At 62.4% G+C, this 22,277-nt stretch carries 26 protein-coding genes; 15 read left to right on the forward strand and 11 right to left on the reverse strand.

Annotated elements, in window-relative coordinates; translation table 11 throughout:
- Window positions 1–72 precede the first annotated feature (72 nt).
- Window positions 73–1,314 carry a pyridoxal phosphate-dependent aminotransferase gene (locus ABIC76_RS18660; RefSeq protein WP_009277534.1) on the reverse strand — a complete coding sequence of 414 codons (1,242 nt, stop codon included), beginning with the start codon at window positions 1,312–1,314 and terminating at the stop codon, window positions 73–75.
- 296 nt (window positions 1,315–1,610) lie between these two features.
- Between ABIC76_RS18660 and ABIC76_RS18665 the strand changes: the two genes are divergently transcribed.
- The 12 genes from ABIC76_RS18665 to ABIC76_RS18720 all read left to right on the forward strand — a co-directional run bounded on the left by ABIC76_RS18665 (window position 1,611) and on the right by ABIC76_RS18720 (window position 13,490).
- Entirely contained in the window at window positions 1,611–1,991 is a 381-nt protein-coding gene (locus ABIC76_RS18665; protein WP_027677539.1) for an Mth938-like domain-containing protein, read from the forward strand.
- Between the two features lie 4 nt (window positions 1,992–1,995).
- Window positions 1,996–3,669 (forward strand): glycosyltransferase family 39 protein, encoded by a 1,674-nt coding sequence (locus ABIC76_RS18670; RefSeq protein ID WP_354535061.1) that lies wholly within the window; start codon window positions 1,996–1,998, stop codon window positions 3,667–3,669.
- 126 nt (window positions 3,670–3,795) lie between these two features.
- Window positions 3,796–4,167 (forward strand): SMR family transporter, encoded by a 372-nt coding sequence (locus tag ABIC76_RS18675; RefSeq protein ID WP_012761830.1) that lies wholly within the window; start codon window positions 3,796–3,798, stop codon window positions 4,165–4,167.
- 40 nt (window positions 4,168–4,207) lie between these two features.
- Complete coding sequence (locus ABIC76_RS18680) at window positions 4,208–5,368, forward strand: DegT/DnrJ/EryC1/StrS family aminotransferase (RefSeq protein ID WP_027677541.1); 1,161 nt, start codon at window positions 4,208–4,210, stop codon at window positions 5,366–5,368.
- Between the two features lie 7 nt (window positions 5,369–5,375).
- The gene (locus ABIC76_RS18685; protein ID WP_354534881.1) at window positions 5,376–6,371 is read left to right on the forward strand and encodes a glycosyltransferase; all 996 of its coding nucleotides are present in this window, start codon (window positions 5,376–5,378) and stop codon (window positions 6,369–6,371) included.
- The gene (locus ABIC76_RS18690) at window positions 6,368–7,309 is read left to right on the forward strand and encodes a formyltransferase (RefSeq protein ID WP_354534882.1); all 942 of its coding nucleotides are present in this window, start codon (window positions 6,368–6,370) and stop codon (window positions 7,307–7,309) included. The genes ABIC76_RS18685 and ABIC76_RS18690 overlap by 4 nt, the downstream gene beginning before the upstream one ends.
- A 16-nt stretch (window positions 7,310–7,325) precedes the next feature.
- Window positions 7,326–8,384 (forward strand): bifunctional UDP-4-keto-pentose/UDP-xylose synthase, encoded by a 1,059-nt coding sequence (locus ABIC76_RS18695; protein ID WP_354534883.1) that lies wholly within the window; start codon window positions 7,326–7,328, stop codon window positions 8,382–8,384.
- A gap of 22 nt (window positions 8,385–8,406) precedes the next feature.
- Window positions 8,407–9,300: a 4-deoxy-4-formamido-L-arabinose-phosphoundecaprenol deformylase gene (locus tag ABIC76_RS18700; protein WP_354534884.1), complete on the forward strand. Its 894-nt coding sequence runs from the start codon at window positions 8,407–8,409 to the stop codon at window positions 9,298–9,300.
- Window positions 9,301–9,394: 94 nt separating this feature from the next.
- A complete protein-coding gene (locus ABIC76_RS18705; protein ID WP_009238321.1) occupies window positions 9,395–9,859 on the forward strand; it encodes a peroxiredoxin in 465 nt (154 codons plus the stop codon).
- 467 nt (window positions 9,860–10,326) lie between these two features.
- Entirely contained in the window at window positions 10,327–12,054 is a 1,728-nt protein-coding gene (locus tag ABIC76_RS18710; protein WP_027677546.1) for a PhoH family protein, read from the forward strand.
- A 119-nt stretch (window positions 12,055–12,173) separates the two neighbouring features.
- Entirely contained in the window at window positions 12,174–12,599 is a 426-nt protein-coding gene (locus ABIC76_RS18715) for a hypothetical protein (protein ID WP_027677547.1), read from the forward strand.
- Between the two features lie 141 nt (window positions 12,600–12,740).
- Entirely contained in the window at window positions 12,741–13,490 is a 750-nt protein-coding gene (locus tag ABIC76_RS18720) for a C40 family peptidase (protein ID WP_354534885.1), read from the forward strand.
- A gap of 80 nt (window positions 13,491–13,570) precedes the next feature.
- Here the strand turns inward: ABIC76_RS18720 and ABIC76_RS18725 are convergent, their stop codons facing one another.
- Window positions 13,571–14,581: an inorganic phosphate transporter gene (locus ABIC76_RS18725; RefSeq protein WP_004626498.1), complete on the reverse strand. Its 1,011-nt coding sequence runs from the start codon at window positions 14,579–14,581 to the stop codon at window positions 13,571–13,573.
- A 14-nt stretch (window positions 14,582–14,595) separates the two neighbouring features.
- Window positions 14,596–15,207: a DUF47 domain-containing protein gene (locus ABIC76_RS18730; protein ID WP_354535062.1), complete on the reverse strand. Its 612-nt coding sequence runs from the start codon at window positions 15,205–15,207 to the stop codon at window positions 14,596–14,598.
- On the opposite strand from ABIC76_RS18730, the gene ABIC76_RS18735 reads away from it, so the two are divergent.
- On the forward strand, window positions 15,094–15,348 hold the full coding sequence (locus tag ABIC76_RS18735) for a hypothetical protein (protein WP_354535071.1): 255 nt from the start codon (window positions 15,094–15,096) through the stop codon (window positions 15,346–15,348). The two genes, ABIC76_RS18730 and ABIC76_RS18735, sit on opposite strands and share 114 nt — an antisense overlap.
- Before the next feature lie 21 nt (window positions 15,349–15,369).
- Here the strand turns inward: ABIC76_RS18735 and ABIC76_RS18740 are convergent, their stop codons facing one another.
- The 7 genes from ABIC76_RS18740 to ABIC76_RS18770 form a co-directional block, all read right to left on the reverse strand.
- Window positions 15,370–16,758: a replicative DNA helicase gene (locus ABIC76_RS18740; protein WP_027677550.1), complete on the reverse strand. Its 1,389-nt coding sequence runs from the start codon at window positions 16,756–16,758 to the stop codon at window positions 15,370–15,372.
- A gap of 142 nt (window positions 16,759–16,900) precedes the next feature.
- A complete protein-coding gene (rplI, locus tag ABIC76_RS18745) occupies window positions 16,901–17,353 on the reverse strand; it encodes a 50S ribosomal protein L9 (protein WP_027677551.1) in 453 nt (150 codons plus the stop codon).
- A 24-nt stretch (window positions 17,354–17,377) separates the two neighbouring features.
- Entirely contained in the window at window positions 17,378–17,656 is a 279-nt protein-coding gene (gene rpsR, locus ABIC76_RS18750) for a 30S ribosomal protein S18 (RefSeq protein ID WP_037022304.1), read from the reverse strand.
- A gap of 12 nt (window positions 17,657–17,668) precedes the next feature.
- A complete protein-coding gene (gene priB / locus ABIC76_RS18755; protein ID WP_354534886.1) occupies window positions 17,669–17,995 on the reverse strand; it encodes a primosomal replication protein N in 327 nt (108 codons plus the stop codon).
- 41 nt (window positions 17,996–18,036) lie between these two features.
- Window positions 18,037–18,405: a 30S ribosomal protein S6 gene (gene rpsF, locus ABIC76_RS18760; RefSeq protein ID WP_027677553.1), complete on the reverse strand. Its 369-nt coding sequence runs from the start codon at window positions 18,403–18,405 to the stop codon at window positions 18,037–18,039.
- 93 nt (window positions 18,406–18,498) lie between these two features.
- On the reverse strand, window positions 18,499–19,491 hold the full coding sequence (locus tag ABIC76_RS18765; RefSeq protein ID WP_354534887.1) for an asparaginase: 993 nt from the start codon (window positions 19,489–19,491) through the stop codon (window positions 18,499–18,501).
- Window positions 19,492–19,628: 137 nt separating this feature from the next.
- Complete coding sequence (locus ABIC76_RS18770; RefSeq protein WP_027677555.1) at window positions 19,629–20,405, reverse strand: ferredoxin--NADP reductase; 777 nt, start codon at window positions 20,403–20,405, stop codon at window positions 19,629–19,631.
- A gap of 253 nt (window positions 20,406–20,658) precedes the next feature.
- On the opposite strand from ABIC76_RS18770, the gene lexA reads away from it, so the two are divergent.
- On the forward strand, window positions 20,659–21,309 hold the full coding sequence (lexA, locus tag ABIC76_RS18775) for a transcriptional repressor LexA (protein ID WP_354534888.1): 651 nt from the start codon (window positions 20,659–20,661) through the stop codon (window positions 21,307–21,309).
- Between the two features lie 120 nt (window positions 21,310–21,429).
- Complete coding sequence (locus ABIC76_RS18780; protein ID WP_102067060.1) at window positions 21,430–21,615, forward strand: hypothetical protein; 186 nt, start codon at window positions 21,430–21,432, stop codon at window positions 21,613–21,615.
- 340 nt (window positions 21,616–21,955) lie between these two features.
- Here ABIC76_RS18780 and ABIC76_RS18785 read toward each other — a convergent pair whose 3' ends face one another.
- Entirely contained in the window at window positions 21,956–22,267 is a 312-nt protein-coding gene (locus tag ABIC76_RS18785) for a cupin domain-containing protein (protein WP_102067058.1), read from the reverse strand.
- Window positions 22,268–22,277: the final 10 nt, after the last annotated feature.

The raw sequence follows: 22,277 nt of genomic DNA on the forward strand, positions 1-22,277 counted from the left end.
GAGAAGCAAAAAACACACAGGGCAGACGCCTCGGTCTGCCCCGCAAGTGACTGATCTGGCGGAAGACCGATCTTATGCGGCCCGGATGCCAGTACCGTGACGTTGACGGTACCGCTCCAGGAAGCGCGCAATTCGGCCAATCGCTTCACGAAGATCGTCTTCGTGCGGCAGGAAGACGATGCGGAAGTGGTCTGGCGAGTGCCAGTTGAAGCCCGTGCCCTGCACCAGCAGCACACGCTCTTCTTCCAGCAGTTGGCGGATGAAGGTCTGATCGTCTTCGATCGGGTACACGGCCGGGTCCAGGCGCGGGAACATGTACAGCGCAGCCTTGGGCTTCACACACGTCACGCCGGGGATGGCGGTGATCAGCTCGTGCGCCAAGTCACGCTGACGGCGCATGCGGCCGCCCGGCGCCACCAGGTCTTTGATGCTCTGGTAACCGCCCAGCGCAGTCTGGATCGCCCATTGGCCCGGCACGTTGGCGCACAGGCGCATGGACGACAGCATGTTGAGGCCTTCGATGTAATCCTTGGCCGGGCGCTTGTCGCCGGACACGACCATCCAGCCCGCGCGGTAGCCGCACGAACGGTAGCTCTTCGACAGGCTGTTGAACGTCACGGTCAGCACGTCTTCCGACAGCGAACCGATCGCTGTGTGTTTGTTGTCGTCGAACAAGACCTTGTCGTACACCTCGTCGGCGAAGATCACCAGCCCGTGCTCGCGCGCAATGGCGACGATGCCGAGCAGCAGTTCGTCCGAATACAGCGCGCCAGTCGGGTTGTTCGGGTTGATGACGACGATGCCCTTGGTGTTGGGCGTGATCTTGGCGCGAATGTCGTCCAGGTCCGGCATCCAGCCATTGGCTTCGTCGCAGGTGTAGTGCACCGGCGTGCCGCCCGAAAGGCTCGTCACGGCGGTCCACAGCGGATAGTCGGGAGCCGGCAGCAGCAGCTCGTCGCCGGCGTCGAGCAGCGCGTTGGTGGCGAGCGAAATCAGCTCGGACGCGCCATTGCCCAGATAGATGTCGTCCAGCGTGACGTTCTTGATGCCCTGTTCCTGCGTGTAGTGCATCACCGCCTTGCGCGCCGCGAAGATGCCTTTGGAATCCGAATAGCCGGCCGAATTCGGCAGGTTACGGATCATGTCCAGCTGGATCTCTTCCGGGGCATCGAAACCGAATGGGGCAAGGTTGCCGATATTCAGCTTGATGATCTTGTGGCCGTCTTCTTCCATCTGCTTGGCCTTTTCGAGCACGGGGCCGCGAATGTCATAGCAGACGTTGTTGAGCTTGGCGGATTTCTGGATCGTTTTCACGGGCAAGGCGGCGATGGGCGACGTTGAACGGGCTTGAACTACGGGCATTCTGTGGCACAGCACAGCGGCGACGGTAACGCCACACAGCGGCAGGCACCGCTGCGCTTATTCCTTTCCGGGCATCGCTTATGGCGCGGCGGGCGAAGGAGAGAAAAAGATATAATTTAGCCCATTATGACAGACTTAGGCGGGCATTTTTGCAACGCAGCGAAACCCGCCCGAACGTCTGAAACCTAGCGCCTCTGCCAGCGTGCCGCCGTATGCGCGGCAGTCATGGCGCCCGATGGGATTCCGCCTTGAAGCTCCATTCATCCGATTCGTCGACCATCCTCAATACCGTCACCGGCTATGGCGACGGCTATATCGAAATCAACAAGGTGCGCTACGAGCACTCCGTGCTGGTGATGCCCGAGGGCGCCGTGGTGCCGTGGGACCTTGCGCGCTTTGAAGACCTGACGCCCGAGCATTTCTCCCGCTTGCTCGAACTCGGCGCCGAAGTGGTGATCTTCGGGACAGGCAACAAGCTGCGCTTCCCGCACCCGCGGCTGACAGTGCCGCTCACCGAGAAGCGCATCGGCGTGGACGCTATGGACCTGCAGGCCGCCGGCCGCACTTACAACATCCTGATGCTGGAAGGCCGCAAGGTGGCCGCCGCCCTGCTGATCGAGCGTGCCTGACCGCATGCCGATCGACCGCACCGCCCAAGCGCCCACCCTCCCCTGGCGCAACGCTGCTTCCCTTTGGCTGCTGGCCGCTGCGTTCCTTGCCGTCTGGCTCGGTACGCTGGGCTACCGGCACCTGATTCCCACCGACGAAGGCCGCTACGCCGAAATTGCGCGCGAGATGTTCGTCTCGGGCGACTGGGTGACCATCCGTTACAACGCCCTGAAGTATTTCGAGAAGCCGCCGCTGCAGATGTGGGGCACCGCGCTCGCCTATACGCTGTTCGGCATTGGCGACTGGCAGGCGCGGCTGTTCACCGCGCTTTCCGGCATCATCGGCATTGTTTTCACGATGCTGGCGGCGGCGCGCTGGTGGGGCAAGCGGACGGCCGTCATCAGCGGCCTGGTGCTGGCGAGTGCGCCTCTATGGAACGTCGGCTCGCACTTCAATTCGCTCGACATGGGCGTAGCCGGTTGCATGACGATGGCCCTGGGCTCGCTGCTGCTCGCACAGCATCCGGATGCGACGCGCGCGCAGCAGCGCGGCTGGATGTGGGCCTGCTGGGCGTCGATGGCGCTTGCGGTATTGAGCAAGGGCCTGATCGGCGTGGTGCTGCCAGGCTTCGTGCTGGTGGTCTATACGTTGGTCGCGCGCGACTGGGCGCTCTGGAAGCGCCTGCATCTCGTGACTGGGCTGATCATCTTCTTTGCCGTGGGCGCGCCTTGGTTCGTGTTGATCTCGATGCGGAATCCGGAATTTGCCTGGTTCTTCTTCGTGCACGAGCATTTCCAGCGCTTCACGTCGACCGTGCACAACCGCAATGCGCCGCTCTGGTATTTCGTGCCGCTGCTGGTGGCCGGTTTCCTGCCTTGGCTGGCGCAATTGCCCGGCGCCGCACGCCTGACCATGGCGCGCGCCGAAACTGCCAGCAACGGCTTCCGCCCGACGCTGGTGCTCGGCCTGTGGGCCGTCCTGATCTTCGCGTTTTTCAGCATTTCCGACTCGAAGCTGCCGGGCTACATCTTCCCGATCATTCCCGCGCTGGCGATTCTGGCGGCCCTGGTACTCGAACACACCAGCGAGCGCGCGTGGCGCTGGCAACTCAAGGGCTTCCTGGCGCTTGCGCTGGTCGGCCTCGCAGCCAGCGGTTACGTGGCGACGATGTCGTCCGGCATGTACCCGAATGCAGTGTTTTCCCGCTTTGCGGTATTCCTGGCCGTGGCATTCGCGGCGGGAGCTGCGTTCACGTGGCTCGCCATTCGCTTGGCAGGCCGGCGCTTCGAGAGCGTCGTCGCGTTTGCGTGCGCGTGGTTCCTGACGTTTACCGCCGCGATGCTCGGCCACGAAGCCTTTGGGCGCTCGATGTCGGGTATCGATCTCGTGTCTGCCGTCCGGCCGTGGCTCAAGCCCGACGTGCCGTTCTATGCGGTCGAGCGTCTGGACCATACAATGCCGTTTTACCTCGGCAGGCCCACCATCATGGTGCAGGAACCCGATGAATTGGCCTTCGGCGTAGAGCAGGAGCCGACCAAGTGGGTGCCGACCACCGAAGCGTTCGTAGCGCGCTGGAAAGCCGGCGGCCAGGCCGTCGCCATGATGGGACCGGGCACCTATGATCGACTGACGGCCCAAGGCGTACCGATGATCGTGATCGCCCGCGATGCCCGCCGCGTCATCGTCCGGCGCAACTAGGTTTTACCGCCACGGATTCTCGAAAGGGGCGCGCAAGCGGAATTGTCGTAACATGCGCCCCGGCGGCGGGATTGAGAATGTTCGTACGGGGAAACCGCCGCAGTCTGCAAAACATCAAAAGAACACATGAATCTGGTCACTTTCGGGCTGATCCTGACGGGCGTCATGCTCAATGCCTGCGCCCAACTGCTGCTCAAGGCGGGCGTCAACAACATCGGCCGCTTTGCGTTTTCGGCTGACAACATCCTGCCGATCGGCATCAAGCTTGCAACGCAGTGGCCCATCATTGGGGGGCTGTCGTGCTACGTCATCTCGGTGGTGGTGTGGATTCTCGGGCTGTCACGCGTGGATGTGACCATCGCGTATCCGATGCTGTCGCTGGGCTACGTGGTCAACGCCTTCCTGGCGTGGTATCTGTTTGGCGAAGTGCTGACGGTGCAGCGCCTGATCGGCATCGCCATCATTCTCGTCGGGGTCCTTGTGCTGGCTCGTTCGTGAGCCGGTCCGCCCACACCCGGCTCCCAACCTCATTCAAGTCATGACGCAAACCACCGCCACTGCCGAGCTTCCCTTCCTGCCCTTCGTGCGCCCCACCATTGACGAAGCGACCATCGCTGCCGTGGCCGATGTGCTGCGCTCGGGCTGGATCACGTCGGGGCCCAAGGTCGCCGCATTCGAAGCCGCGCTGTCGGAATACTTTGGCGGCCGTATCGTCCGCACATTCGCCAACGGCACGGCCACGATGGAAGTCGCGCTGCGCATTGCGGGCATCGGCCCCGGCGATGAGGTCATCACCACGCCGATCTCGTGGGTCGCCACGTCCAACGTGGTGCTGACGGTCGGCGCCAAGCCGGTCTTCGTCGATATCGACCCCGTGACGCGCAACATCGACCTGGACAAGGTCGAGGCCGCCATCACGCCGCGCACCAAGGCGATCATTCCGGTCTATCTGTCGGGGCTGCCCGTCGACATGGACCGTCTGTACGACATCGCCCGCCGCCACAAGCTGCGCGTGGTGGAAGACGCCGCACAGGCCATTGGTTCGCGCTGGGGCGACAAGCGCATCGGCGAGATCGGCGACCTGGTCAGCTTCAGCTTCCAGGCCAACAAGAACATCACGACCATCGAAGGCGGCGCGCTGGTGCTCAACACGCCAGAAGAAGCCGTGCTGGCCGAAAAATATCGCCTGCAGGGCGTCGTGCGCACCGGCTTTGACGGCATGGAAGTCGACCTGGTGGGCGGCAAGTTCAACCTGACCGACGTGAATGCGGTGATCGGCCTGGGGCAGTTCGCTCAGCTGGAAGCCGTCACTGCCCGACGCGCTGCGCTGGCCCGCCGCTACTTTGCCGGCATGCGCGCGGCCGACATCGAGTCGTTCGGCGTCGAACTGCCGGTGGAGAACTTTACGAATACCAACTGGCACATGTTCCAGATCGTGCTGCCGCTGGATCGCCTGAAGGTCGATCGCGCCGGGTTCATGGCCGGCCTGAAGACGCTGGGCATCGGCGCGGGCGTGCATTATCCACCGATCCACCTGTTCAAGCTCTATCGCGAACTCGGCTGGAAGCCGGGCATGTTCCCGGTGGCCGAGCGCATCGGCCGTGCCATCGTTACGCTGCCGATGTTTGCCGGCATGGAAGATTCCGATGTGGATCGCGTGGTCAGCGCGGTCCGCCAACTTTGCGCCCAGTACCAATAATCCAATAATGAAGACACCCGCTCTCTCGGTCGTCATTCCTGTTTACAACGAAGAAGACGGGCTCGCCGCGCTGTTTGCGCGTCTGTACCCCGCACTCGACGCACTCGCCATCTCGTATGAGGTCGTGTTCGTCAACGACGGCAGCCGCGACCGCTCCGCCGCCATGCTGGCCGAACAGTTCCGCGCGCGCCCGGACAGCACGCGCGTCGTCCTGTTCAACGGCAACTACGGCCAGCACATGGCCATCCTGGCCGGCTTCGAACATGCGCGCGGCGAACGCGTCGTCACGCTCGATGCCGACTTGCAGAACCCGCCGGAAGAAATCGGCCGCCTTGTCGAAAAGCTCGACGAAGGCTACGACTACGTCGGCACCATCCGCCGCGTACGCCAGGACAGCTGGTTCCGCCGCACCGCGTCGCGCGCAATGAACTCGCTTCGCGAGCGCATCACGCACATCAAGATGACCGACCAGGGCTGCATGCTGCGCGCCTACAGCCGGACCATCGTCGACACCATCAACCGCTGCCGCGAAGTCAACACCTTCATCCCAGCGCTGGCCTACACCTTCAGCAAGAACCCCACCGAAATCGAAGTCGACCACGAAGAGCGCTTCGCGGGCGAGTCGAAGTACTCGCTGTACAAGCTCGTACGCCTGAATTTCGACCTGGTGACGGGCTTCTCGGTGGTGCCGCTGCAGTGGTTCTCGGCGATCGGGATGCTGCTGTCGTTCGCCTCGGCGGTCCTGTTCATTTTGCTGGTGATACGCCGCTTCGTCCTGGGCGCGGAAGTCCAGGGCGTGTTCACGCTGTTCGCCATCACGTTCTTCCTGATGGGCGTGCTGCTGTTCGGCATCGGCTTGCTCGGCGAATACATCGGCCGCATCTATCAACAGGTGCGCGAGCGCCCGCGCTATCTGGTGCAGGGTGTGCTCGAGGAAACATCGCACCTGCATGAAGCCGGCGCCGCCGGCCTGAAGACGGGCACGCAGCGAGGTGTTGCATGAGTTCCGACACCAAACGACGCGCCGTCGTTTTCGCGTATCACAACGTCGGTGTACGTTGCCTGCGCGTGCTGGCCGCGCGGGGCATCCAGGTCGAACTCGTCGTCACGCATGAGGACAACGCTGCGGAGAACATCTGGTTCGGCAGCGTGCGCGCCACCGCACAGGAATTAGGTATCCCCTTCATCACGCCGGACAACGCAAACGGCGAAGACCTGCAAGCGCGCATCGCCGCCATTGCGCCGGACTTCATCTTTTCGTTCTATTACCGGCACATGATCCCGATGCGCCTGTTGAGCCTCGCCAAATTTGGCGCGTTCAACATGCACGGTTCGCTGCTGCCCAAGTACCGCGGCCGCGTGCCCATCAACTGGGCGGTCCTGCACGGCGAGACCGAAACCGGCGCCACCCTGCACGAAATGGTCGAAAAGCCGGATGCCGGCTACATCGTCGACCAGACCATCGTGCCGATCCTGCCGGACGACACCTCACACGAAGTGTTCGAAAAGGCCACTGTTGCGGCCGAGCAAACCCTGTGGCGTGCGCTTCCCGCGATGATTGCCGGGCAAATCCCGCAGCACCCGAACGTACTGGCCAACGGCAGCTATTTTGGCGGCCGCAAGCCCGAAGACGGCCGCATCGACTGGTCCAAACCGGCCCAGCAGGTCTATAACCTGATCCGTGCCGTGGCGCCGCCCTACCCCGGCGCCTTTACGGACGCCGGCAGCGAACGCTACATTGTGGCGCGGGCCCGCCTGGCGCATCAAAACTTTACGAATTTGCCGCCGGGCTTGCACGTCGTGGATAATGCGATGTTCGGCGTGTGCGGCGATGGGGGAGCCATCGCCATTCACGAGCTCTGGCGCGTCGAGCCCCAAGCTGCCAGCGGAACGTCTGTCGTGACCGCGCAGCAGCTCGCCAGCCAGCTCGCCCTCTCCTGATCTTGAGTTTGCCTTCATGAAAAAAGTACTGATCCTCGGCGTCAACGGCTTCATCGGCCACCACCTGTCCAAGCGCATCCTGGAGACCACCGACTGGGAGGTCTACGGCATGGACATGCAGACCGAGCGTCTGGGCGACCTGGTCAATCACCCCCGCATGCATTTCTTCGAGGGTGACATCACCATCAACAAGGAGTGGGTCGAATATCACGTGAAGAAGTGCGACGTGATCCTGCCGCTGGTGGCCATCGCCACGCCGTCGACCTACGTCAAAGACCCGCTGCGCGTGTTCGAGCTGGACTTTGAAGCCAACCTGCCGATCGTTCGCTCGGCTGCCAAGTACGGCAAGCACCTCGTCTTCCCGTCGACCTCCGAGGTCTACGGCATGTGCAGCGATTCCGAATTCGATCCGGAAGCCTCGCCGCTGATCTACGGCCCCATCAACAAGCCGCGCTGGATCTACGCCTGCTCCAAGCAGCTGATGGACCGCGTGATCTGGGGTTACGGCATGGAAGGCCTGAACTTCACGCTGTTCCGTCCGTTCAACTGGATCGGCCCGGGCCTGGACTCGATCTATACCCCGAAGGAAGGTTCGTCGCGCGTGGTGACGCAGTTCCTCGGCCACATCGTGCGCGGCGAGAACATCAAGCTCGTCGACGGCGGGAGCCAGAAACGCGCGTTCACGTATATCGACGACGGCATCGACGCGCTGGTGCGCATCATCGCCAACAAGGACGGCGTGGCCTCGGGCAAGATCTACAACATCGGCAACCCGTCGAACAACTACTCGGTGCGTGAACTGGCCAACATGATGTTGGAACAGGCCGCCCAAATCGACGAGTACAAAGACACCGCCAAGCAGGTCCAGCTGGTGGAAACGACTTCCGGCGCCTACTACGGCACCGGCTACCAAGACGTGCAGAACCGCGTGCCGAAGATCGCCAACACCATGGAAGACCTCGGCTGGAAGCCGACCACGGTGATGAAGGACGCGCTGGCGAACATCTTCGAAGCGTATCGCACGCACGTGGCTGAAGCCCGCAGCCTGGTCGAAGACGGCAGCGGCAACAAGTAAAGGCAACACCCCGCGCAGGTCCATGGCTCTCATCGTTCTCAAGATCGACGTCGACACCCTGCGCGGCACCCGCGAAGGCGTGCCCAACCTCGCGCGCATGTTGCGCGAGCACGAGGCGGGCGCGACCTTCCTCTTCAGCCTCGGACCGGATCACACCGGCTGGGCGCTGCGCCGGGCCTTCCGCCCCGGTTTCCTGAAAAAGGTTTCCCGCACGTCGGTCGTCGAGCATTACGGCTTTCGTACGCTGATGTATGGCGTGCTGCTGCCCGGCCCCGACATCGGCCGCAAAGCCGCTGCCGAAATGCGAGCCATTGCCGAGGCAGATTTCGAGACAGGCATCCACACGTGGGATCACGTGCTCTGGCAAGACAACGTGCGCCAGCGCGATGCCGGCTGGACCGCCCGCCAAATGGCCGCCGCTCATGCGCGCTTCATCCAGGTATTCGGCAGGCCCCCCGTGACCCACGGTGCCGCCGGCTGGCAAATGAACGACCACGCGTTCCGCCAGATCGACAACTGGGGCATGGCCTACGCCTCCGACGGCCGGGGCACGCATCCGTACATCCCGAGCGTTGACGGCAAGGCGCTGAACCACGTGCAATTGCCGACCACGCTGCCCACGCTGGACGAACTGATCGGCGTGGAGGACATCACCCTCGACAACGTCGCGCGGCACATCCTGAAGATGACCGAGTCCGACCGCGACCAGGTATTTACCTTGCATGCGGAACTTGAAGGGCAGAAACTCGCCCCGATCTTCCGCGAGTTGCTGCGAGGCTGGCGCGCGCAAGGCCATCGGCTTGGGTCGATGGGCGATTACTACGCAACGCTCGATCGCAGTACCCTGCCCGTGCAGCCCGTTACGTGGGGCGAAGTTGCCGGCCGCAGCGGCAGCCTGATCGTTCAACCGGCCTGATCCTTCCGATCGCCGGTTTGGCGGCTGGCGCAGTGCCTCAGCATTGCTCGTCCACGAGCTTCCTGTCTCTTCCCGAGGTTTTCCGGAACACACCATGCCCGTCACGATCGACAAGCCTCTTCCCGATTTCTCCGCACCAGCCACCAGCGGCATCACGTTTTCGCCCGCATCGCAGCGCGGCAAGATCGTTGTGCTGTATTTCTATCCGAAGGACAACACGCCCGGCTGCACCACCGAGGCGATGAATTTCCGCGACCAGTACGACGCCTTTGAAGCGGCTGGCGCCGTGGTGTTCGGCATCTCACGCGACAGCCTGAAATCGCACGAAAACTTCAAGGCAAAGCTGGAGATGCCATTCGAGCTGATCTCCGACGCCGACGAAGCCGTCTGCAACATCTTCGACACGATCAAGATGAAGAAGATGTACGGCAAGGACGTGCGCGGCATCGAGCGCAGCACATTCCTCATAGACAGCAAGGGCGTGCTCCGCAAGGAATGGCGGGGCGTGAAGGTGCCCAACCACGTGGACGATGTGCTGGCGGCGGTGCGCGCGTTATAACTGCGCGTCAAGCCGATCGCGCACGAAAGCGCCGTGCACGGCATGCAGGGCGCTTGCTTTTCCGTTGATTTCGTCATCAATCGTGGCGCAGTTTGGACGGCGCCACACGTCATGTGTGACGGATTGCAAATCACAAAAGCTTCCGATACAGTCGGAACCGATGAGTACGAAATCCGGATGCCATTCCGATAGCCCACGACGGTACCGGCGGCCAAGTTGGCCTGATACCGCTTCTGCGTTTTTCCCGGCAAACAGGCTGGGCAGAACGTCCGAATCGTGCAGCTTGTCGTGGCGTTCATCCAGGCCGCCTCACCTCTCGCAGGTCATGGCGGCTTTTTTGTGGCCGTCGCCCATGCATCGAACCCTGCGACGCGCCCATCCGTTTTCCCATGCTTTCCGCCAGCACCGCCTCGCCATGTGCGCGGGCGGTGGTTCGTCGTTGTTCCACCCAGAGAGGTAATCGAAGCATGCCGCTGCCGACCATGCCCACCCAGCCAGCCCAATTGCTTGACCCGGCTGAATTCAAGCCTTTCGGCAAAGCCGGAAAGCCGAAGGCGGGTCAGGAACCTCGAAAACCGGTGCCAGCGCTCGAGCGCGAGGCGCTGTCAGAAACCGGCCGTGCGCAACCTAAACGCAATGCCGCCAGCACGGCCCGCGCCCGCTCGGGCGAAGCGTCTCCCATGGCAAAAGACAGTTCGCGCGAACATGCGGGCATTCTCGCCAAGGCCGTCGACAAAGTAAGCGCGACAGGCAAATCGACCGAAACAGCCGCCCGCCGCCGCACGCGCCGCGACGAGGGGCCGACCAAGCTGTTCGTGCTCGACACCAACGTGCTGATGCACGACCCGACATCGCTCTTCCGTTTTGAAGAGCACGACGTCTATCTGCCGATGATGACGTTGGAAGAGTTGGACAACCACAAGAAGGGCATGAGCGAAGTCGCGCGCAATGCCCGCACGGTGAGCCGCACGCTTGACCAGCTCGTGGGGGGCACCGACGGCGTCATGGACGACGGCCTGCCGCTTGCCAAGCTGGGTAATCGCGATGCGCAGGGGCGCCTGTTCTTCCAGACGCGCCTGAACGACATCAAGCTGCCCGATGGGCTGCCGCAGGGCAAGGCGGACAACCAGATCCTCGGCGTGGTGGCCGCGTTGCAGCAGCAGCGTCCGGACCGATCGGTCGTGCTGGTGTCCAAAGACATCAACATGCGGATCAAGGCGCGCGCCCTCGGCCTGCCGGCGGAGGACTACTTCAACGACCGCGTGCTGGAAGACACCGACCTGCTCTACAGCGGCATCATGGCGCTGCCGGCAGATTTCTGGCAGAAGCACGGCAAGAACATCGAGAGCTGGCAGGACCCGAAGACGGGCACGACGTTCTACCGCCTGTCGGGACCGCTGGTGCCATCGTTCCTGGTCAACCAGTTTGTCTTCCTGGAGCCGAATGACGGCAGCCTGCCGCTGTATGCGCAAGTCAAGGAACTGAACGGCAAGACCGCCGTGCTGCAGACGCTCAAGGACTACACGCACCAGAAAAACAATGTCTGGGGCGTGACCGCGCGCAACCGCGAGCAGAACTTCGCGCTGAACCTGCTGATGCATCCGGAAGTGGACTTCGTTTCGCTGCTGGGCCAGGCCGGCACGGGCAAGACGCTGCTCGCACTGGCAGCGGGCCTGGAGCAGGTGCTGGATCAGAAGCTCTACAACGAGATCATCATCACGCGCGCCACGGTGCCCGTTGGCGAAGACATCGGCTTCCTGCCCGGCACGGAAGAAGAAAAGATGCAGCCGTGGATGGGCGCCTTCGACGACAACCTCGAGGTGCTGCAAAAGTCCGACGACAACGCCGGCGAATGGGGCCGCGCAGCCACGCAGGAGCTGATCCGCTCACGCATCAAGGTCAAGAGCATGAACTTCATGCGCGGCCGCACCTTCGTCAACAAGTTCCTGATCATCGATGAGGCGCAAAACCTGACGCCCAAGCAGATGAAGACGCTGGTCACGCGCGCGGGCCCCGGCACGAAGATCGTCTGCCTGGGGAACATTGCGCAGATCGACACGCCGTATCTGACCGAAGGTTCGTCGGGCCTGACCTACGTGGTGGATCGCTTCAAGGGATGGAGCCACAGCGGGCATATCACGCTGGCGCGCGGCGAGCGCTCGCGACTCGCAGATCACGCCTCCGACGTGCTGTAAAAATCACGCCGCGGCAAAATCATCTGCCGCAAACCGTTGTGCTATCAGGCTGCGCTTTTGCGCGGCCTTTTTTTTGCTGCACTCCGGGCACCTGTCTTTTTTCCCGATGGAGGACAAAGATGCCCATGCAGCCAAACCTGCAGACCCGATCGCGCTTGACCCTGACGTCGGCCGCGCTGGCGATGATGCTGTCCGCCGGCGCATCCGTTGCGCTCGCCGACGACCTCACGCCAAAGACCGCCGGCCAGATCAGCTACGTCTGCGGCGGCGTTGCACAGGACGAACAGCAGGCGCTGAACAGTGAGTCGCGCAACTACAACCTCTCTCTGCTATTCACCCAAGGCGCACGCGGCGAGTATCTGGCCGACGTCGACGTCCAGCTAACGCGGCACGGCAAGGAGGTCGCAAGCTTTCGCGCCGACGGCCCGCGCTGTCTGATCAAGGCACCGCCGGCCAGCTATAACGTCATCGCCACATACCAAGGCACCACCAAACGAGCAACGGTACAGACCGGCAGCACGCGTAACGTCCAACTGCGCTGGTAAAACTGCCCGCAAAACGCGACGCCATCAGGGCAAAATTCGCAGACCCGCGCCCTGCTTGGCGTTGCGCCTCGCCAACACGCAGTTTGGCTTTCTGACGCGGCGCGCATAGCATGCTCGCTATCCGGACTCTCCTGATGGCGCATGCTGACGCGGTACAGCTTTTCCTATGGCACTACCCGACTCGCAGGCGCGGCTCTGCTTGCACTGGTCTGCCTGCTGTCCGCCTGCTCGTCGACACCCACGCGTTCCACCGCCTCCCGCGACCAAGGCCTGCGCACACGCGGCGCGCCTATCCAGGATCCGAGCGCGGGTCTGGAAGAGATTTCCATCGAAGCCATGGCGCTGGTCGGTACGCCCTACCGCTACGGCGGCAATACGCCCGACAGCGGCTTCGATTGCAGCGGGCTCGTGCGCTACGTCGTGCAGCGCGCCGCTTCCGTGAACCTGCCGCGCACCGCCGCCGAAATGGGCCGCCGCGGCACCTCGCTCGACCGTCGCGAAGTTGCGTCGGGCGACCTCGTCTTCTTCAACACGACCGGCCAGCCCAATTCGCACGTGGGCATCTATGTCGGCCAGAATCGGTTTGTTCATGCACCGGCCACAGGTGGCACGGTGCGTCTGGAAGACATGACGAAGTCGTACTGGGCAAGCCGCTACATGGGCGCGCGCCGCGTCGTCGCCGCGAGCAACCTGCCGGACGGACCCGCGCCCGCCAACACGCCAATCACGCCGGCACCTGCCAGCCCTGCCCGCCCGATCGACGATGACCCGCTCGGCACCCTCGCCCGCACGCGCGAGGCCCAGGCTGAGAGCCTGATGTCAACGCGGATACCGCCGGCTGCAACGCCGCCAGCGGACGACGACCCCATCGCGCGCTTCGCCACGCAATAGCGCATCGCTCGCGCCTATGCAAAACGCCCACCGGTTTGGTGGGCGTTTCGTTTTTGCTGTGAATCAGCAACCGGCTTTCGTTACAGGACGTGTCGGCCAATCCACCAGGCGATCGCGGCCATGAACGCCGACGCGGGAATCGTCAACACCCACGCCCAGACGATGTTGCCTGCCACCCCCCAACGCACGGCGGAAGCTTTTTGCGCCGCACCGACACCGACGATGGCGCCCGTGATGGTATGCGTGGTCGACACCGGCACGCCCAACGCCGACGCGAAGAACAGCGTCATGGCGCCACCGGTTTCAGCGCAGAAACCGCCCACCGGCTTGAGCTTGGTGATCTTCTGCCCCATCGTGCGCACGATCCGCCAGCCGCCCAGCAGCGTACCCAGGCCAATCGCCACATAGCAGCAGACGATGACCCAGATCGGCGGTTCGGTTGCAGTAGCGGAGGCGTACCCACCGGCAATCAGCAGCATCCAGATAATGCCGATCGTCTTTTGCGCGTCGTTGCCGCCGTGGCCCAGGCTGTACAGCGAGGCCGACAGCAACTGCAAGCGCCGGAACCATCGGTCCACCTTCGATGGCGGCGTTCGGAAGAACAGCCAGGACACCGCCACCATCAAGAGCGAGCCGAGAATAAAACCCAGCAACGGCGAAATCAGGATGAACGCCACGGTCTTGAGCAAGCCGCTGGCCACCAGCGAGCCCGTGCCAGACTTGGCTACAGCCGCGCCGACCAGGCCACCGATCAGCGCATGCGACGAGCTTGACGGAATACCGTAGTACCACGTGATGATGTTCCACGCGATGGCGCCCACCAACGCTCCGAAGATGACGTAGTGATCGACGATGGACGGATCGATCGTGTCACGCCCCACCGTGGTTGCCACCTTGAGGTGGAAGATGAAAATGGCGATCACGTTGCAGGCCGCAGCCATCGCTACTGCCTGCTGTGGCTTGAGCACGCCGGTCGACACCACCGTCGCAATGGAGTTGGCGGCGTCGTGGAAGCCATTCATGAAGTCGAACACGATGGCCAGCGCCACCAGTAGAACGACCACCCAGAGACTGATCTGAAGCGTATGCATGAGGCGTCGTCTCGTCAGGCGTTTTCGAGCACGATGCCTTCGATGATGTTGGCGACATCCTCGCAACGATCGGTGACGCTTTCCAGCTGCTCGTAGATGGCCTTCAGTTTGATCAACAGCTTGATGTCGTTTTCGGTGCGGAACAGCTTGGCCATGGCGGCACGCATCACGCGATCGGCTTCCGACTCGAGGCGGTCGATTTCCTGGGCGATGGTCAGAATCTGACGACCGTTGTTCATGTCGCTGAGCAGCGCGACCGCCTTGCGGACTTCCTCGCAGCACGCCACACAGATCGTCGCGAGCTGGCGCGATTCGTCCGTCAGGTTGGTCACGTCGTACAACGAGATGGTGAGCGACACGTCTTCCATCAGGTCGAGGATGTCGTCCATCGTCGTGATCAGCTTGTGGATCTCGTCGCGGTCGAGCGGGGTGATGAAGGTCTTGTGCAGCAGCTCGATCGTGTCATGCGTGATGCGATCGGCTTTCTTTTCAAAGTTCTGCACATTGCGTGCATGCATTTCGGCATTGGGCAAGTCATTGACCAGTTCCGTGAGCGCGTGGGCCGCCTTGACGGCGCACTCGGCGTGCTGGTTGAAGTACTCAAAAAACTTGCCTTCGGTGGGCATGAAGCGACCGAACATGATGATCCTTGGGAACGGAAAAAAGCAGGAGTCGTAAAAACAACGCCGGACGGGATCACCGCCGGCGCTGTCATTAAAACGCAATATTTTACCGGAACCGGCCCCGCGACACGCGGCACGTTGTGACCGGCCGACACGTATTACACGTTACGTATCGTTGTCAAAGAAGGCATTGCCCCCGGTGAAATTATCGAACTTCGTGTATTCACCCAGGAACGTGAGACGAACGGTACCAATCGGGCCGTTACGCTGCTTACCGATGATGATTTCGGCCGTCCCCTTGTCCGGAGAATCGGGGTTGTACACCTGGTCACGATAGATGAACAGGATCACGTCGGCATCCTGTTCGATAGCGCCGGATTCACGCAAGTCCGACATCACCGGACGCTTGTTCGGACGCTGCTCCAAGCTTCGGTTCAACTGCGACAGCGCAATCACGGGGCAGTTGAGTTCCTTCGCCAGGCCCTTCAACGAGCGCGAGATTTCCGAAATCTCGGTCGCACGGTTTTCACCGCCGCCCGAGCCCGACATCAGCTGTAGGTAGTCGATGACGATCAGGCCGAGCTGCCCGCACTGCCGTGCAAGCCGGCGCGAACGCGCACGCAATTCCATCGGGTTCAACGCGGGCGTCTCATCAATGAAGAGCTGCGCATCGTTCATCTTCTGGATGGCATGCGTCAGGCGCGGCCAATCCTCGTCGAGCAGTCGGCCGGTACGCAGGCGGTGCTGATCCAATCGGCCGACGGAACCCAACATACGCATGGCGAGCTGCGTGCCCGCCATTTCCATCGAGAACACGGCCACCGGCAGGCCCTGCTCCACCGCAACGTGTTCGCCGATATTGAGCGAGAACGCCGTCTTACCCATCGAGGGGCGACCGGCAACGATGATCAGATCGCCGCCCTGCATACCGCTGGTCATGCGGTCGAGGTCAACGAAGCCGGTTGGCACACCGGTGATGTCGCTCTGGTTGTCGCGGTGGTACAGCTCGTCGATGCGCTCGACCACCTGCGTCAGCAGCGGTTGGATTTCCAGGAAGCCCTTCTGCCCGCGCGAGCCCTCTTCGGCAATGGCGAACACCTTGGATTCGGCCTCATCCAGCAGCTGCCGCACGTCGCGGCCCTGCGGGTTGAAAGCGCCGGCGGAGATCTCATCCGCAATCGTCACCAGCTGGCGCAGCACACCGCGGTCACGAACAATTTCCGCATAGCGGCGGATGTTGGCGGCGCTCGGCGTGTTCTGTGCCAGGGCGTTGAGGTAGGCCAGACCGCCCACCTCTTCCGCCTTGCCGGCCGCCTGCAACTGCTCGTACACCGTGATCACGTCGGCCGGCTTGGCCTGCGAGATCAGCTTGCCAATGTTGTGGAAAATCAGCCGGTGATCGTAGCGGTAGAAATCGTGCTCGTTGATGAAATCGGCAATGCGATCCCAGGCGGCGTTATCCAGCAGCAACCCGCCGAGCACCGATTGTTCGGCCTCGATGGAATGCGGCGGCACCTTGAGGGAATCGAGCTGGGGATCGGAGGGCGCGTTCATGGCGGGATTATAACGGCGCTGCTCAGTCTTCAATCTGAACCCCTGACACAAAGGACAACAAAAAAAGGCAGAGACTTTCGTCCCTGCCTTCTTGACTCGCGTCGACGGGTGACCCGGGCGCCGCGAGGTACTGCGTGCGTGCTTAGACCGACTCGCCCTGCACCGACACGTTCACGTCAACTGCCACGTCGGTGTGCAGCGACACGACGACCGGGTGGTCGCCCACGGTCTTCAGCGGGCCATTCGGCAGACGCACTTGCGCTTTCTCGACCTTGAAGCCTTGTGCAACCAGTGCGTCAGCGATGTCGTGGTTGGTAACGGAGCCGAACAGACGGCCATCCACACCAGCCTTTTGCGACAGTTGCAGCGTCAGGCCGTTCAGCTTTTCGCCTTCGGCTTGCGCAGCGGCCAGCTTTTCAGCAGCCAGCTTTTCCAGCTCAGCACGGCGGGCTTCGAATTCCTTGATGGCGGAATCGGTAGCGCGGCGGGCTTGCTTGTTCGGGATCAGGAAGTTACGAGCGTAACCGTCCTTCACGCGCACCACGTCGCCCAGGTTACCCAGGTTGACGACCTTCTCGAGCAGAATAATTTGCATTGTGAGTTCTCCTTATCCCGCTGATTAGTGCTTGTGCTGATCGGTGTACGGCATCAGCGCGAGGAAACGTGCGCGCTTGATGGCCGTGTCCAGCTGGCGCTGATAGATCGCGCGCGTGCCGGTCAGGCGGGCCGGGGTGATCTTGCCGTTCTCGCCGATGAAATCCTTGAGCGTGTCCAGATCCTTGTAGTCGATCTGCTCAACGCCGGCCACGGTGAAGCGGCAGAACTTCTTGCGCTTGAACAACGGGTTTTGCTGCTGGAAGCGCTTCTTGTTCTTCGCGTCGCGCTGCTTCTTGTTCATGAATGCCATGATTCAATCCTTTACGAATACGTTACATCCGGAGATGTGAAAGACCAGTGCCTTACTGCTGCGGTGCTTGCGAGCCAGGAATCCGACGCAATCCAGAACGGTGCCCGGAGCGATGCGATTCAGAACGGAAGCCATCTTGCCGGCCGCCAGTGCTTCCATCGAAAACTCGATCTGTCGCACTGTCTGCGCTTCGATCACCTGTCCGCTATAGGCAAGCAGACAATTGACGATCGGCACGCCGGCTGGGGTGTATCGCATCACCTCGCGCTCGACCAAAGTGGCGACGAGCTGCAGATGGTTGATGGCGTTGTCCCCGTGGGTTTCGTTCATGCTGGCGATGCGCGATCAGGCTTGCGCAGCACCGCGCGGCATCAGGCGGCCTGTTCGGTCTGAGCAGCGGCCTTCTTGGCCTCTTCGCGTGCGACTTCCTTCATCATCGGCGACGGTGCCGTTTCAGCCTTCTTGGTCTGAACGATGAGGTGACGCAGCACGGCGTCGTTGAACTTGAACGCGTGCTCGAGCTCAGCCAGGGTTTCCTTGCCGCACTCGATGTTCAGGCACACGTAGTGAGCCTTCGCGAGCTTCTGGATCATGTAGGCCAGTTGACGACGGCCCCAGTCTTCGACGCGGTGCACTTGGCCGCCTTGCGTGGTGACCGTGCTCTTGTAGCGCTCGATCATCGCGGGCACTTGCTCGCTCTGGTCCGGATGGACGATGAATACGATTTCGTAATGACGCATTGACGCTCCTTGTGGATTAAGCCGCCCGGGCGTCACACTCCGGTGCAGCAAGGTTGGTTAGCCTGCCATTATACGCAGGCTTTGGCGATTTTTTCAATATCGATCAATGACTTGCTGCAGGGAGGCAACTTCTGCCTGGGCGCGGCCCGACGCCAGAAGCAACGTCAGCAGCACACGGGCCTTATATGGATTGAGCGAGCCGCTTGCCGCCCAGCGTTCCACACCCGGCTGCGCGGGCACCACGCCGGCACCGGTACGGGTTGAGCGCAGGACGAAAACACCCTGCTGACTGGCCTGGTTCAGCGCCGCTTCAAGATTGGCATGGATGGAGCCGGCCCCCGTTGCGGCAATCACCAGCCCCTTCACGCCGGCATAGACCAACGCATCGACCACACGCGCATCAGGCTGCGCATAGCTCGCCAGCACTTCAACCCATGGCCACTGGCCCGCCGGCGGCATCGGCAAGACGTCTTCCGCAGCCACACGCTGCGCTGCCCGCTGGAACTGCACCTGGGCATCGAGCACGAAACCCAACGGCCCCGCATCCGGCGAGACGAACGCCTCCACCGCATAGGTGTGACCCTTCTGCACATCGCGTGCGGCATGCACCCGCTGGTTAAGCGCGACGAGAACGCCGCGCCCGCGTGCAGACGGGCTGGCCGCCAGCCGCACCGCATTCAGCAGATTCAACGGACCATCCGCCGACAGCGACGTCGACGGCCGCATCGCCGCCGTCAGTACGATCGGCGTATCGGTCTGCTGGGTCAGGTGCAGCAGCATCGCGGTCTCTTCCAGCGTGTCGGTGCCGTGCGTGATGACCACCCCGTCCACACGCTCGACGTCGATCCAATGACGGATACGCGCCACCAGCTTTTCCCATACGTCGAACGTCAGGTCCTTGCTGTCGATCTGTGCGACCTGTTCGGCGCGCACGTTGGCGAGGCGCTCCAAACCGAGCTTGCTCGCAGCGAGCAGTTGATCGATGGGGACGGCGCCAGCGCGATAGCGTGCGGCGGAGCCAGCGTCGTCGGCAGAGCCGGCGATCGTGCCGCCGGTGGCGAGGATGGCGATGGTAGGCAAGGACATCGTTGCAGACATGCGTGGTGGGCAAGGCGCGCATTGTAGCCGCCCGCCGCGCCTTTGCCGACGCGGGATTGCCCGGGGCGCGGACAAAAACAAAACGCCGGCACACAGGCCGGCGTTTGCAGCAGAAGCCGTATCGATTATTTCTCGACGAAGGCGCGCTCGATCACGTAGTCGCCCGCTTCGCCCATACGCGGCGAGATCTTGAAACCGCGGGCGTCCAGCAGCTTGCAGGTGTCTTCCAGCATGGCCGGGCTGCCGCAGATCATGGCGCGGTCGACTGCCGGGTCCATCGGGGGCAGACCGATGTCGGCAGACAGCTTGCCGCTGTCGACGAGGTCCGTCAGACGACCCATGTTGCGGAACGGTTCGCGCGTGACCGTGGGGTAGTAGATCAGTTTCTCGCGCACCTGATCGCCGAAGAATTCGTTGTTCGGCAGCTCGCTGGTGATGAAGTCGGCATAGGCCAATTCGCTCACCTGGCGCACGCCGTGCAGCAGCACGACCTTCTCGAAGCGCTCGTAGGTATCCGGGTCCTGGATGATGCTCATGAACGGCGCGAGGCCCGTGCCAGTACCGAACAGGTACAGGTTCTTGCCGGGCAGCAGGTCATCCAGCACGAGCGTGCCGACGGGCTTCTTGCTCACCAGCAGCTTGTCGCCCACCTTCAGATGCTGCAGTCGCGACGTCAGCGGACCGTTTTGCACCTTGATGCTGAAGAACTCGAGGTGCTCTTCATAGTTCGGGCTTGCGATGCTGTAGGCGCGCATCAGCGGCTTGCCTTCGACCTCCAGCCCGATCATGACGAAGTGGCCGTTATGGAAGCGCAGCGCCTGGTCGCGCGTGGTCTTGAAGCTGAACAGCGAGTCATTCCAGTGATGGACGCTCAGAACGGTCTCTTGATTGAAGGCGGACATGGTGACGTTCGGGCCAACCCAATGAAGCTCAATCGGGTTATGTGGCGATGCAAAAATCGGTCAAGGCCTTGATTTTATGCGATTCCCTGCGGCCGCGCCTGCATGGATTGCGCATAAGCTTCTAACCAGTCGCGTAGGTTTTGACGCCGGTCAGAAGGACTGGGTGCGCGCGCAACAGGTCACAACAAAATCACTTGCGCTTCCTGCGTCACTGTATAAAATCACAGCACCTGTTCAAATATACAGTACGCCGATGGCCACCCTCACCCCCCGCCAACAGCAGATTTACGACCTGATCCGCCAGACGATCCAGCGCACGGGCTTTCCGCCCACGCGCGCCGAGATTGCGGCAGAGTTCGGCTTCTCGTCGCCCAATGCGGCCGAGGAACACCTGCGCGCGCTGGCACGCAAAGGCGTGATCGAACTGACGCCGGGCGCCTCGCGTGGCATTCGGCTGCGGGCGGCAGGCGACACGGCGCAGCATCAGTTCTCGCTGCCGTCGATGGGCTTGATGCAACTGACACTGCCGCTGGTGGGCCGCGTGGCCGCCGGTAGTCCGATCCTGGCTGCGGAGCACATCGATCGCCAATATCAGGTCGATCCGTCGCTGTTCTCTGCACAACCCGATTTTCTGTTGAAGGTGCGCGGCATGAGCATGCGCGACGCCGGCATTCTGGATGGCGACCTCCTGGCCGTGCAACGTGCCACCGAAGCCACCAACGGCAAGATCGTCGTGGCCCGACTTGGCGATGACGTCACGGTCAAGCGCTTTCAGCGCAAGGGCCGCCATGTCGAACTGATTGCCGAGAATCCGGATTTCGAACCGATCCACGTTGATCTGGATCGTGATGAGTTTCACCTGGAGGGCTTGGCCGTCGGTCTGATCCGGCCTGCCGCTCCATAAAGTCTTCGGCGCATCTCCGCGCCAAATCTTCGCTGTTTGATCCAACCTGGAGGTGAGCCATGGGCTCGCCAGGGCGGAGTCTTGCCACTCGCTTTTCCACCCGAACTCACGAGGTCTGCCATGCGACTCGGATCGATGTCTTCCCGCCGCCGCCCGGTACAGCCGGTGCCCTTCCGCCAAACCCAGGGCGTGCGCATCTATCAGGGGGAGCAGCGCCGTACGATGGTCGGCAGCATGGCCGCCATCTGCCGCATGCTGGATGCGATTCCGGCGGCCTCACGTGTCGCTGGGGCGGAAAGCTGCTGAGGAAAAGAACGACGGGCAAGGCCCGCAAACCGCGTCGCGGCGCCCGATCAGGGCATACCCCAATGCTGCCGCCGCAACTGATTTCATACACTTGCCGTGCCCTGAGGACAGGGCTTTCTTCAACTGATTTTCGGCCCGCCGTTTGAGCGGGCTGTTTTTTCTGTCCGGATGTTGCTGCAGCGGCACATTCGACAGTGTTCCGCCAGCAAAACGGACGTTTACCCCGATGTTGTTTGGCGCACGTGACAGTAGTATTGCCAGTGCCCTCAGGGGCAATGAGATCGCTGAATTCGAAGCCCGCAGATTGCGGGCTTTTTTTTCGCTGCGACGGGCCCGGGGCCTAAACACTCCCCGCTTTCTCGACCACGAGAATGCGGGCCTCGCCGCGCGGATGCGCCACGTGCTCGCAGCCGACACCGGCAAAGAAGATGTCGCCGGGCGCCAGCGTCGCGACCTTCTCTTCGCCGGCTTCGCGGTAATGCATGTCGACCGTGCCGTCGAGCACCACGAACACCTCCTCGCCATCGTTTACGTGCCAGCGATAAGGCTGGTCCGTCCAGTGCAGGCGCGTGGTAATGCCGCCCATATTGGCAATATCGAGCGCGCCCCAGGCACGCTCGGCAGTGAACGATTTGGCGCGGATGATGTTCATGGCGATCGTC

This window comes from Ralstonia sp. 1138, assembly GCF_040544795.1.
Classification (GTDB): domain Bacteria; phylum Pseudomonadota; class Gammaproteobacteria; order Burkholderiales; family Burkholderiaceae; genus Ralstonia; species Ralstonia flatus.